Annotated in this window: 9 protein-coding genes, 1 riboswitch and 2 other annotated features (1 of these 12 only partly in view); of the genes, 1 reads left to right on the forward strand and 8 read right to left on the reverse strand. The window is 51.0% G+C overall.

What is annotated here, in order from left to right; all coding sequences use genetic code 11:
• Nucleotides 1–174: a sequence feature (16S ribosomal RNA rRNA prediction is too short), on the reverse strand (it extends 76 nt beyond the left edge of the window).
• Nucleotides 175–250: 76 nt separating this feature from the next.
• Nucleotides 251–1137: a sequence feature (16S ribosomal RNA rRNA prediction is too short), on the reverse strand.
• Nucleotides 1138–1672: 535 nt separating this feature from the next.
• From E6W40_RS27910 to E6W40_RS27925, 4 genes are all read right to left on the reverse strand, one after another.
• Nucleotides 1673–3043: an NCS2 family permease gene (locus E6W40_RS27910; RefSeq protein ID WP_136608828.1), complete on the reverse strand. Its 1371-nt coding sequence runs from the start codon at nucleotides 3041–3043 to the stop codon at nucleotides 1673–1675.
• A gap of 164 nt (nucleotides 3044–3207) precedes the next feature.
• A riboswitch (purine riboswitch) is annotated at nucleotides 3208–3307 on the reverse strand.
• A gap of 112 nt (nucleotides 3308–3419) precedes the next feature.
• The gene (locus E6W40_RS27915; protein ID WP_136608829.1) at nucleotides 3420–3881 is read right to left on the reverse strand and encodes a RidA family protein; all 462 of its coding nucleotides are present in this window, start codon (nucleotides 3879–3881) and stop codon (nucleotides 3420–3422) included.
• A gap of 47 nt (nucleotides 3882–3928) precedes the next feature.
• Nucleotides 3929–5533, reverse strand: coding sequence for an N-acyl-D-amino-acid deacylase family protein (locus tag E6W40_RS27920; protein WP_136608830.1), 1605 nt, complete (start codon nucleotides 5531–5533; stop codon nucleotides 3929–3931).
• A 19-nt stretch (nucleotides 5534–5552) separates the two neighbouring features.
• A complete protein-coding gene (locus E6W40_RS27925; protein WP_246073225.1) occupies nucleotides 5553–6656 on the reverse strand; it encodes an alanine racemase in 1104 nt (367 codons plus the stop codon).
• A gap of 136 nt (nucleotides 6657–6792) precedes the next feature.
• Between E6W40_RS27925 and E6W40_RS27930 the strand changes: the two genes are divergently transcribed.
• Entirely contained in the window at nucleotides 6793–7053 is a 261-nt protein-coding gene (locus tag E6W40_RS27930; protein WP_136608831.1) for a hypothetical protein, read from the forward strand.
• Nucleotides 7054–7218: 165 nt separating this feature from the next.
• On the opposite strand, the gene guaA is transcribed toward E6W40_RS27930, so the two are convergent.
• The 4 genes from guaA to E6W40_RS27950 form a co-directional block, all read right to left on the reverse strand.
• Nucleotides 7219–8757 carry a glutamine-hydrolyzing GMP synthase gene (gene guaA, locus E6W40_RS27935; RefSeq protein WP_136608832.1) on the reverse strand — a complete coding sequence of 513 codons (1539 nt, stop codon included), beginning with the start codon at nucleotides 8755–8757 and terminating at the stop codon, nucleotides 7219–7221.
• A gap of 77 nt (nucleotides 8758–8834) precedes the next feature.
• On the reverse strand, nucleotides 8835–11042 hold the full coding sequence (locus E6W40_RS27940; RefSeq protein WP_136608833.1) for a transglutaminase-like domain-containing protein: 2208 nt from the start codon (nucleotides 11040–11042) through the stop codon (nucleotides 8835–8837).
• Complete coding sequence (locus E6W40_RS27945) at nucleotides 11043–12350, reverse strand: DUF58 domain-containing protein (protein WP_136608834.1); 1308 nt, start codon at nucleotides 12348–12350, stop codon at nucleotides 11043–11045. It lies immediately after the preceding gene.
• Nucleotides 12347–13336 (reverse strand): AAA family ATPase, encoded by a 990-nt coding sequence (locus E6W40_RS27950; protein ID WP_211147096.1) that lies wholly within the window; start codon nucleotides 13334–13336, stop codon nucleotides 12347–12349. Before E6W40_RS27950 ends, E6W40_RS27945 begins: the two co-directional genes overlap by 4 nt.
• Nucleotides 13337–13357: the final 21 nt, after the last annotated feature.

The following is a 13357-nucleotide window of genomic DNA, read 5'->3' on the forward strand; positions in this document are numbered from 1 at the left end:
TGCTGGCAACTAAAATCAAGGGTTGCGCTCGTTGCGGGACTTAACCCAACATCTCACGACACGAGCTGACGACAACCATGCACCACCTGTCACCTCTGTCCCGAAGGCCGCCTCTATCTCTAGAGGATTCAGAGGGATGTCAAGACTTGGTAAGGTTCTTCGCGTTGCTTCGAATTAAACCACATACTCCACTGCTTGTGCGGGTCCCCGTCAATTCCTTTGAGTTTCAGTCTTGCGACCGTACTCCCCAGGCGGAATGCTTAATGTGTTAACTTCGGCACCAAGGGTATCGAAACCCCTAACACCTAGCATTCATCGTTTACGGCGTGGACTACCAGGGTATCTAATCCTGTTTGCTCCCCACGCTTTCGCGCCTCAGCGTCAGTTACAGCCCAGAGAGTCGCCTTCGCCACTGGTGTTCCTCCACATATCTACGCATTTCACCGCTACACGTGGAATTCCACTCTCCTCTTCTGCACTCAAGCCACCCAGTTTTCAGTGCGACCCGGAGTTGAGCCCCGGGATTAAACACCAAACTTAAATGGCCGCCTGCGCGCGCTTTACGCCCAATAATTCCGGACAACGCTTGCCCCCTACGTATTACCGCGGCTGCTGGCACGTAGTTAGCCGGGGCTTTCTTCTCAGGTACCGTCACTCCGATAGCAGTTACTCTACCGGACGTTCTTCCCTGGCAACAGAGCTTTACGATCCGAAAACCTTCATCACTCACGCGGCGTTGCTCCGTCAGACTTTCGTCCATTGCGGAAGATTCCCTACTGCTGCCTCCCGTAGGAGTCTGGGCCGTGTCTCAGTCCCAGTGTGGCCGTTCACCCTCTCAGGTCGGCTACGCATCGTCGCCTTGGTGAGCCGTTACCCCACCAACTAGCTAATGCGCCGCAGGCCCATCTATAAGTGACAGATTGCTCCGTCTTTCATTATCTCTCCAGGAGAAGAAATAAATTATCCGGTATTAGCTACCGTTTCCGGTAGTTATCCCAGTCTTACAGGCAGGTTGCCTACGTGTTACTCACCCGTCCGCCGCTAACCCCAACACTTCCCGAAGGAAGTGTAAGAGTCCGCTCGACTTGCATGTATTAGGCACGCCGCCAGCGTTCGTCCTGAGCCAGGATCAAACTCTCCAAGAAAGACCAAACTTCGTTTGGTCGAACGATTGGAAATGGGTCAAACTCAGCTGAGTCGATCATTTCCAATCAACATCTTCGAAAGAGCGGATTTGCTCATTTTGAAACTGACGAGATTAAAAATCCCATTTATGCTCCGCAAATCATTCAGCCAGAAGGCTTGAACCAATTTGCTTCGCGATCGGCTTTGCAAGCAAAGCCTTATCTCACTCGTTGTTCAGTTTTCAAAGATCAAATTCTTTCGTTCACCGCCGAAGTGTTTCTCGGCGACAACTTTTATAGTATAACGTGTTCGACCGTTTTATGCAAGCTTTTTTTAAAATCTTTTTTTGAAGCTTTTCGCTTGCTAAGAACTCACTTTATCGTGTTTTCTCGGCCGGAATTAGAATATACCATGCGCCCAGAAATAATGCAACACTTTTATCAAAAAAGTTGATCATATTCATTATCCATCTTTACTTACAATAAACAAAAGGGCCGCCTTCCTCTCTTATGGAGAGAAATACGACCCTTCTTCTTCTATTATAAGTTTATTCCGTACCCAGGAAAACGAAACGGAAGATAACGATCAATGCGAGCACCCACATTAACCAATGGATTTTAACTTTGCGCTTGGTCACCAAGTTAGAGAAGATCCCCAGAATCACATAAGAGATGATACCAGCGGAGATACCGTTGGCGATACCACCCGTGAAAGGCATCAGGACGATCGTCAGGAACGCAGGGAAGGCTGCAAAGAAATCATCCCACTCAATGTTGCGGACCTGGCTCATCATCAGGACACCAACAATAATTAGCGCCGGAGCTGTAGCTGCCGAAGGAACAACCAGTGCCAGTGGAGCGATAAACAGAGACAGAATGAACAACACGCCAGTTGTTACTGCCGTCAGACCCGTACGTCCACCCGCTTCTACCCCTGCAGCACTTTCTACAAAAGAAGTCACGGTACTTGTACCGAGAACCGCGCCCGCACTGACGCCAACCGCGTCAACGAGCATGGCTTTCCCGATCATTTTTTCACTCTTCTCTTTGTCTTTCATCAGACCCGCACGAGTAGCTGTACCTACCAATGTACCGAAAGTGTCGAACAATTCAACAAAAGTAAAGATAAATACGATATCAAACAGACCGATATGAAGTGCACCCTTCAGGTCCAGCTGCCCTACAGCCAGATTGGAGAAGGAAGGAAGCCAGTTCGCATGAGTAAGTCCGCTAAGATCCGTTACTCCCATCGGAATACCGATCAGTGTTGTCACCACGATGCCGATCAGAAGAGCACCTTTGACACGGAGCACCATCAATACCGCGATAAACAAAAGACCGATCAAGGCAAGAAGGGCATCTTTATGTGAAAAGAAGTCGCTAAGCATCAAGTTGAAGCTTGCTCCGCCAATTGGTTTGCTCGCATCCGTACCTGGATTCACCGAAATGGAGATCAGATTGCTCAGTTTGAAGCCAACCACGGCGATAAACAAACCGATACCAACCGTAATGGCGCTTTTCAAGTTTTGAGGAACTGCCACAAGCAGCATTTGACGAACCTTCGTCACAGTCAGAATGATGAAAATGATACCGGAGATAAATACCGCACCCAGTGCAGCCTGCCATGTAATCGTACCATTCGAGCTCAGTACCACGGTCATAAAGTAAGCGTTAAGCCCCATCCCTGGTGCCAATGCAATTGGAATATTAACAAACAATCCCATGAGGATCGTAACCAGACCCGCTCCGACAGCTGTGGCGAAAAACACGCCCGAGTTCGGAATACCTGCACCATTTTCCCCTAGAAACAATCCGTTGACGAAAAGGATGTACGCCATTGCCATAAAGGTGGTCAGGCCGGCAATAATCTCTGTTCTTACATTCGTTCCGTGTTCCTTTAACTTAAAGAAACGCTCCATTTTTACTGAATCCCCCTTAGAAAATTGAGTCAGGACGACAAAAAAGCCCGCAGACCGTCATCGATCCGCAGGCATTATGCATAAAAGAAAGAGAGTTCGTCCGGATTTCGCGCATGCGTTTAGATGTCCCTACTAAATAAGGTGTACCAAGCACAGACTTGTTATCCGTCATCTCTTCTTTTCGTAGCCAGATCATTACGGTGATCTCGTAGAAACTCCCAGGCCAATTCCCGGGATTATACGAAAAAAATCTTATTTATTGTCGTTTCTCACATCATTTATTCTAGGGAGACAGAAGAAAATTGTCAATAGAAAAAACGAATATTCAAACATATGGATATACTTAACGTTCGGAATTAGTGCATTTTATTCCGATCTATTCGATTTCTACGATTAATTCAATCTCAACCGGTGTATTAAAAGGCAATTCATTGGCTGAAATAGCCGAACGCGCATGCTTGCCTTTTTCGCCAAAAACCTCAACCAACAGCTCGGATGCCCCGTTAATTACATACGGCTGCTCAACAAAACCGTCTGCGGAATTAACGAATGCCAGCATTTTAACGACCTGCTTTACGCGGTCCAGATCCCCCAGATGTTCTTTGAGCACCGAAATCAGATTGATCATGACCTGCCGCGCAGCATCATAGCCCTGCTCAACCGTCAGATCACTTCCCACTTTACCTGTGTATTTCAGAATACCATTGATGCGGCAGTCATTACCGGAGGTATACACCAGGTTCCCTACGGTTTTGGCCGGAACGTATTCCGCCACGGGTACGGGCACCTTCTCTAGAATGATACCTTTTTCTTCAAGAACTTTTTCGATTTTAGCCATGATTAGTCATCTCCTTAAATTGGGTTATCTCTAGGCTCGTAGCCTCTTTAATGACGGCAGCAGTGCTGCACGGGAATAAATACGCCGGGACGTTCATGAGTGTGCTGATGCTGCTCCATGGTCTTGCGGCCATTAACGAGTACCGCCGAAATCCCCTCAGGATAGCGGATCGGATCCTGGTAGGTAGCCGTGTCGGAGATCGTCGCCGGATCAAAAATGACGATATCTGCCGCATAGCCCGGTACAAGCAGACCCCTTTTGCCTAGCTTGAAGCGTTGTGTAGGAAAAGAGGTCACTTTGCGTACGGCCTGCTCCAGGGTAAGTATCTTGTGCTTGCGGACATACTCCGCGAACAATCTGGGGAATGTACCGTAGGAACGCGGATGCGGCTTGCCAGTGACACAGCCCAGGCTGTCCGATGCGATCAGGGAATAATCATAGCGGATGACTTCACGCACATCCTCTTCCGACATATGAAAATAGACAATGGATACCTGTCCATGTTCTCTAGCCAGCAGTTCCAGAGCAGTGTCTTCCGGATCCATGCCCCATAATTCGCTGATCTCTTGAATATGCTTGCCTTCCAGCAGTTTGCCCGCAGCAGATGGGACGGAGGAAACAAATACGCTCTGCCAACCCGTGGAGCAAACCAGGTTATCCCAGGTCGTCTGCTCTTCCCGCAGCTCTTGCTTGATCTTTTTTCGTATGGACGGGTCCGCAATCCTCTCTAGAGTAGCATTGATGCCACCCTCCAGCACCCATGGCGGCAGTACGGTTGTAAGCGTGGTTGACCCCGCGGAATACGGATACACATCACAGGTAACATCCATTCCCCGGCTTCTCGCCTCATCGATCAATTCAATCGCGTCCTGGGTTTGGCCCCAGTTGATGCGTCCCGCTGCCTTTAGATGGCTGACATGCAGGGATACGCCGCTTTGCTCCGCAATCCAGATGACCTCACGGACCGATGCCAGCAGGTTATTGCCCTCCCCGCGAATATGCGTAGAGAAGAGTCCACCGTATGCTGATACCACCTTGCATAATTCCGCGAGCTCTTCTTTTGGCGTATAGCTGCCCGGTGCATAGAGAAGTCCGATGGACAAGCCGATCGCGCCTGCCTTCAACCCGTTCTCCAGAAGCTGTTTCATCCGGTTCATCTCTTCCGTCGTAGCCGGACGGTTCGCAAAACCCATCACCGATATGCGCAGAGCGCCATGTGCCACATACGTGGAGACATTTTCGGATGCGGGTGACTTTGCGAGATGCTGCAGATACTCCTCGATGTTCTCCCATGGCCAAGGCCAATCAGTGCGTCCTATCACAGGCTCAATATAACTCTTTAGCTCGGCAGCCCTGTCTTTGAAATAAGGTGCCGGAGCAAGACCGCAGTTGCCTACGACTTCTGTCGTCACACCCTGCTGCATTTTAAACTCACTTTCGGGCTGGTCCAAAATCAGAAGATCGGAGTGGCAGTGCCCATCGATAAATCCAGGTGCCACCACCTGCCCTTTTGCATCCATCCGCTCTAGCGCTTCATCATCGGTTCTGCCCACGTGGGTTATCATACCGTCCTTAATGCCGAGTTGTCCAAAATACCATGGGTTTCCCGTTCCATCCACAAGTCTTCCATTTTCAATAATGATGTCGAGCATGTTGGTCTCCCCCACTTCCCTAGGCCAGCTTCCCTCTTGCCAACACAGGTACGGCCCGGATTACGCCTTCTTGCGTTACATATACTTCATTATGCAGGTTAATTGTAGGACAAATATGATTCGGTACAATTTCAAGAATATCTCCGACATGGAGGCCATGAGGACCGCTCGTGCGGATCATGCCATGCTCTTCATTCATTTTCTCGAATACGGCATCAGGATAACCTATAATCTCGCCAAAGCCCTTCAGATGCAGCGGATGCTGCCCCGGTTGTACATCGGTCGCGAAGGTTTTGCTGCCACCGTCCACAACGAGCCGGTCTTCAGCGGGAACGCTTACAACAGTGACCCGAACCCTCGCTGCCCAATCTTCCTTGGAGCAGGCTCCCATTACGGCAAGCATACGGTCATAAAAGATATAGGTTCCCGGACGTATTTCCGTTACGCCTTCGACTGCGGCTGCATACGGGGCTGTAGGCGTGGAGCCGACACTGACGTCGCGGATTGCAATGCCGCCGGCACGCAGCTTGTCAGCTGTCTCAACCATGATGCGTCCTTCCTCTTGGCCCGCAGCTTCCAGATCCAGCGTACCTGCTCCTTCAAAGACGGCTCCTTTAAAAGTGAAAATACCGCTTAAGTCGAGCCCCGGCAGTGCAGCGATCTCCTTCGCCATTTCAACAGCTTTATCCGGCGCTACTCCGGTTCGTGCAAGACCTGTATCTACTTCGAGTCTCACGGAAAGCGTGACGCCCGCATTCATGGCTTCCCTGGAGAGAATTTTTGCTCCTTCAATACTTTCCACACCAACAATAACATGGATTTTTTCGGCCAGCGCGATGATCCGCTTGATCTTGGCCGGAGATACCACCGGATAAGCAATAAAAATATCGTTTATTCCGTGTTCAGCCATAATCTCGGCTTCTCCAACCTTCGCAGCCGTAATGCCAGAGGCCCCTTTTGCGACCTGGCTCAAGGCAAACTCCGGAATCTTATGCGTTTTGATATGCGGACGGAGTTTTACTTGGTTGCGGGCGGCACAGTTCGCCATGTTATCCAAATTGCGCAGCACGACCCTTTCATCAATCAGAATACAAGGTGTTTCAAGCGATTCAATGGTTTGCACGCTTTAACTTTCCCCCTCTCAGAAGTGATGGTACTTAGACTCATTATATACGATATACGTAAAGAGATAAGGAATGAAATTATAAAAATCAACGAAATGGAGACATTACTCTAAAAGAAGGGAAGGTGCTCCAAGCATGCATACACCGGATAACGGTTTCGAAAACAATGATGTTTCCACCGTACAGTCGCAGCACAATGATTTGGTTCCAGAAGAGTTCCCGGAAGGGCCTTATGGCTCAAATCTGGAAGCCGAGTCCATTGGCAAAAGCTCGCCATGGCGGAAGGGGCAGCATAGCCCGCGCCGGTTCGGCAATGAAAATCTGGAGCTGCATGAGGCTAAGGGAAGAGAATATCCTGGCGAAGATCCCGTTGCTGAGAATTCACAAAAGGAATGATGATCTGAAGAATAGGTTATAGATAGCAGAGCCGATTTACATAGAAGAGGCTGCGCTGGCGCATATTGCGGCAGGAGCAGCCTTTTTGTGTGCAGATGTACCAAAAAATCCGTTCCCCTCCACAAGAGGAAAACGGATTTCGTATCAACAGTTATTGCTTAAGTTCTATTCCCACTCAATCGTTGCAGGCGGTTTGGATGTTACATCATACACGATGCGGTTAACGTTATCCACTTCGTTGACGATACGCACCGAGATTTTCTCCAGCACGTCCCAAGGGATACGCGCCCAGTCGGCGGTCATGCCGTCGATGGAGGTTACAGCGCGGATACCTACGGTGTAGGAGTAGGTACGTGCATCTCCCATAACGCCGACACTCTTCATGTTCGGAAGGGCTGTAAAGTACTGCCAGATTTCACGGTCGAGGCCAGCCTTGGCAATCTCTTCACGCAAAATGTAGTCGGAGTCGCGTACGATGGTAAGCTTGTCCTCAGTTACTTCACCCAGTACACGAATGGCAAGTCCTGGGCCTGGGAATGGCTGACGCCATACGATTTCTTCCGGAAGACCGCATTCTGCTCCGACCTTGCGCACTTCGTCCTTGAACAAGGTTTTCAAAGGCTCGATAAGCTTGAACTTCATGTCTTCAGGCAATCCGCCCACATTGTGGTGAGATTTGATCGTTTGAGCCGTAGCCGTACCGCTTTCTACGATATCCGTATACAGCGTACCTTGAGCGAGGAAATCAAAGTCATCAAATTTAGCAGATTCTTCATCGAATACATAAATGAACTCGTTACCGATGATTTTGCGTTTTTTCTCAGGATCTTCTACGCCGGCCAGCTTGCCGAGGAAACGTTCGCTCGCATCGATTTTGACAACCTTCATATCAAATTTGCCAACGAAGGTTTCCATAACACTCTCTGCTTCGCCCTTGCGCAGCAGACCGTGATCGATGAACATACAAGTCAGCTGATCGCCGATCGCTTTGTGAATCAGCATCGCCACAACGGAAGAATCCACGCCGCCGCTCAGTGCACACAGTACCTTACGGTCACCAACCTGATCACGGATATCGCGAATTGCGTCATCAATGAAGGTTTCCATAGTCCAGTTGCCATCGCAATGGCACACTTCGTACAGGAAGTTGCGGATCATTTCATTACCGTTTACAGAGTGGCGCACTTCCGGATGGAACTGAACCGCATAAAGCTGCTTGTCCGCGTTGCTCATCGCCGCAATCGGAGCCGATTCCGTGCCTGCATCCAGCTTAAAGCCTTCCGGCAGCTCCACAACATGATCCCCGTGGCTCATCCATACCGTTTGCTTGGATTCCAGGCCTTTCGTCAATGTCGTATTCGGTGCGAATTCCAGATCCGCTTTACCGTACTCGCGCTTCGATGCGCGTTCTACTTTACCATTCAGCTGCTGAGCCATCAGCTGCATGCCGTAGCAAATACCGAAGATCGGCACGCCCAGTTCATAAACCGCCGGATCCACATGGGGTGCGTTCTCAGCATATACGCTCGAAGGGCCTCCGGAAAAAACGATACCTTTCGGAGAAAGCTCGCGGATCTTCTCGACCGGTGTATTAAACGGCAGCAGTTCGCTGTAAACTCCCAAATCGCGAATGCGTCGTGCAATAAGTTGATTGTATTGTCCCCCGAAATCCAGGACAACGATGATTTCATTTGGCTTGTTCATAACGTGCCTCCCTCAATTGTTGAAATTAATTATACGCAACGTTAAATCATACCGTCAAGAAAACCGGGGCAGCAAGCTTATGCCACTTTTTTGGAGATCCGCAAGCAACGGCGCATGTAAGCGATACATCTCCCTCTGTCCATTGGACCTTCATCATATGCTATCCTTTCCCAATCGGCGGCAAAATCGTACAGCAGCATGCGTAAATCTTCTTTTTCAACGGGGAGGGCATTTACATATTCTCTGACCGTAATGCCGGTTGGCATAGCTCCAAACCGGCGCGCTAAAGCTGCCCAAACCGGGCGGGCGCTCCGCAGAAGCTCATCCCTGCCGGGAAATCGCTGCCGTGTTCCATGAAGTCTGAGCCAGACCGACATGAACCGAAGCCACGGCATGAGCTGGACGGTCATAAGTGCAACTATACCTGCCAGAAACGCTATGGCTGCTAATATAAGTTTCTTGCTCCAAATGAAATCCATTGTGTTGAACAGTCCTTTTACAGCCAAGCCTGATATTTTCTTAAATACATCACTTCCAGCTGCGGACATTTGATGCAAAGCAGAGGTGGGCTGTGACAAGCCGCTGGAGAGCGTAAATCCAGGAGTAGGATCAAAAGGAACCCAGCCCGATTCCGGAAAATACACCTCAACCCAGGAATGCGCATCGCCTTCGCTGACCTGATAACGTCCAGGCTGACTCAAGTCCTGCTTGCCTGGTGCAAATCCCTTCACATATCGTGCAGGTATGCCCTCACTGCGAAGAAGTATCGTCATTGCGGTTGAAAAATGGTTGCAGTATCCTGCATGGGTCTCAAACAGAAAATCATCCACAAAGTCCTGACCTTCGGGCGGCACTCTCGTTTCCAGCGTATAGCTTTCATGCTCCTCCAGATAACCTTTCACCGCCTCTACCTGCTCGTAGCGGTTTACAGCATTCTTCGTAATCTCATCAGCCAGATTTTTCACCCGCTGCGGGAGTTCACCCGGAAGCTGCAAATATCGTGCTTGGACTACCTGAGGATCTGCACCGGATTCACTGCTTAGGCGCTTCGCATCTGGGTCAGCGATATTCACTTTTACCGTGTACCCTTCCACCTGCGGCTGACCCCTGTCCAGCATCACCTTTACCGTTCCCGCCTCGCTATTTCGCTCAATTGCCGCGGGTAAGGCGGTCCCCGCCGGTGATAGCTGCAGGTCCAAGACTTCTGCAACCACGCCGCCGCCAAACAGCGGGAAACTTTGTAGAAGCGGCTGTTCAAATGTAATTTGCTGTGTGATTGTCTTGAGTCCGGCAGCCGTATTTTCCGCTTGTCCTGTAATTACCCCAGGTGCATACCCCGTCTCCACTTCTCCGTCAGGCTCCGACCATTTTCTGCCGTTATATTCGCTGAAGGTTTCCCCGCGCCAGTATGTAGCAACCGGGGTTTCCGCCGTAAAATAGATCCGGTTTCCCTGATGGAGTGGGAGTCCCATATCTTCCTCTGCACCGGATAAATTATATCCCGTAACCGCCTCTGCTTCACCGCCGTTGTAACCTGTCCTTACCCAGTCCGCCATACGCTCGGCAGCTTGCTGCAATGAGATACGGGCAGTAGGCTTCGGCTCCGTCAAACTCCCCCCAGCCCAGCCCCCTGCAACCAGAAGGAGTACGGCTGCTGCGAGCGAGAAGCCCCATATACTGTACACCGATTTGGGAATCGCATGTGATTTCCCGCTTTCTCTAAGCCGCGAGAGATGAACCATCCCTTGCAGCATAAGAATCAATGCACTGGTACGTATAATGTCAACATATACAGGAAGATTCAACAGTGTTTCTAGGCAGAGCAAATACAGCAGCGTTGCTGCCGCGAACAGCAGGACGCTGCTCCGGAGCAGCGCCAGTGACTGAACTGAATAGACCAGCAGGGCCCAGCCGATCATGAGAACCAGCATACGTGATTCCTGGCTCATCATAGAGAACTCTCCGGTCGAGACGAGCAGTCCCGCATCCCGCCAAAGCAAGGAGAGAGAGGACAAGAATCCGAACTCTTCCCCACTCTGCCGAATGACATATGCCCATACACCCAACGTGAACATCCCATAAATCGGCAGCGATAAGATCCACCTGAGGCAAAACACGCCGAGCAGAAGCAGAAGCCCGGTAAATACATACATGGCTCCGAACCATTCCATGCTGACAGACATTACATTAAGGGGCTTTAATGGTATAAGCCATTCCATGAATAACCCCATTAAGGGCAGAGAAATCCATATCCGGTACAGAAGCGGATCTTTTCCATTCTCCATCTAGACCGCCCCCTCCCCTTGAGAAGACGTATCTACCAGGCCGATTCTTACAGCGAGCTCCTGATTTACCGCAAATACCCCTGCCCCCATCCGGGATAAATGAACCGCCAAGGCAAAAGAAGAACCGCTACCTGCTTGTTTGGCCCTTTTACTTTCATCCGGGCTCCTGAAATTCCCATATATTGCTGTGCAGTAGAAATCAACCTGCATGCCTTGAGACATCAATCTGCCGGCGGCATCGGCCACCTGCTTGTCCAACATACCGGTAACGATAATCACACGAGTACCAGGTACCATCTTCTTCGTGCTTTCTACCAGCATTGACGAGAGTTGCGGTCCCTCGGCCAGATTAACTGGTGACAATGATGCAAGCATGCGGGTATAGGCGTCGCGGTTGTTGTCTTCCACTCCGCCCGTGGCCGTCAAACGGTTAGCCGGCATGTCCGGTACTCCGCACACAAGACTGCCTCTTGCCCCTGTCCGCATCATTTCACCTAAAATTCCGGAGGCTGCCGATACGGCCTTCTCAAAAGATTGTTTCCCTTTCTCCTGCCGCGTCTCCTCTGGGTCACTATGTGAAAGATATCCTTGAAGCGAGCGATCCAGAATAACCAGACAAAACGGATCCCGCTCATCCTCCGGCATATACGTTTGGAGAGTACCGCGCTTTGCGGAGCTTTTCCAATGAATACGGCTCAGCGGGTCAGAATGTATGTACTCCCTGACCTCAGGACCTTTGGTGCCATGCCTCTGTTCTGTCATCCTAATGGGCTGCTGCGCGGCTTTTGATACAGCGGTCGGTAATTCCAAAGCGTTTCCGATCGGGAGCGGCTTCGGAAGAACGAGCAGACGTCCTTCCGCTCTCTGCATCCGCCCCCCTTTAAACCAGCCGAACAGCCCGCCCCATTCCAGCAGGCAGGCATCGAAGGAATAGACTCCACGCGGCAGACTGTGGAGTTCACAGCTGTATGCCAAATTGCGCCGAAATCCCGGGAAAAGAATTTGCCGGCTGCTGCCCCCGGTATAATAGTCTTCTACGGCAAGCCATGGGACAGGGAGGAAAGAGCGGAACTCCACCTGCACCTGCATAACGGCGGTATCCCCCGCCGATATGACCGACTCGGATAAATGACGTTTCACGATAATACGATGCGGACCCAACCCCTGCATCAACACTCCGGAAGTGATAATAAGTCCGGCAAGCAGAAGCATATAGAACGCGGATGCTCCCCCATGCCAGAAGTACAGAGCAGCCAGTAAGCCAAGCACGACAACACCACCAGTCCACTCAGAAAGCCGCTTCTTCATATCCTTGCTCCTTTGCGGGGGGCCATCGGCATGACCAGGCGTGACAACAGCTCAAGCACGACATCCTCGCTTTGCACGCCGCCAAGCACTGCCTCATGACTGAGCAGCAGTCTGTGCGCCAGGACAGGAACTGCCGTATGCTTAATATCATCGGGAATGACATAGCTCCGTCCCGCCATATAGGCAGCTGCCTGCGAGGCTTGCATCCAGGCCAGCGTTCCGCGCGGGCTCATTCCAAGCTGCAGCTTGGAATGGCGTCTCGAAGCGTCTGCAGTCTGCACGAGCATTAGCTTGATGGAATCATCCACGAAGATCCCCTTCACCTCACGCTGCATTTTTTCCATTTCTTCTGCCAGCATAACCGGCTTGATCCGTTCAAGTGGATGTACACCCTGCATCCGCGAGAGGAGCTCCATCTCCTGATCCGGCTCGGGATACCCGAGCTGAATTCGCATAAGGAATCGATCCAGCTGCGCTTCGGGAAGGCGGTAGGTTCCCTCAAATTGCAGCGGGTTCTGGGTTGCCAGGAGCAGGAACGGGCGTGGAAGCGGATAGGTGCTGCCATCCACGGTAATTCTGCGTTCCTCCATCGCTTCCAGCAGCGCCGATTGTGTCCGCGGCGAAGCACGGTTCAGCTCATCAGCCAGCACCAGATTCGACATCATCGGACCCGGGCGGAATTCGAAAATGCCGCTGTGCTGGCGGTACACCGAGGTTCCGGTCACATCCGCCGGCATCAAATCATAGGTGAATTGTATACGGCCGAAGCTGGCTCCAAGGCAGGCAGCAAGCGTACGGACAAGCATGGTTTTGCCCACACCGGGCATATCTTCAAGCAGAATATGTCCGCCGCACAGCATAGACATGAGCGCGAGCCGGATCTGTGCTTCTTTGCCGACCATCACAGTTCCTACACGGGCGATCACCCGCTCCAGCAGTTCAGGAGCAAAGTCCTGATGTTGTATAGAAGGAGTAGACAATTTCATAACCTCCGATTCATTTTGGAG

It is taken from the genome of Paenibacillus dokdonensis, from assembly GCF_004916975.1.
Lineage (GTDB): Bacteria > Bacillota > Bacilli > Paenibacillales > Paenibacillaceae > Paenibacillus_AQ > Paenibacillus_AQ dokdonensis.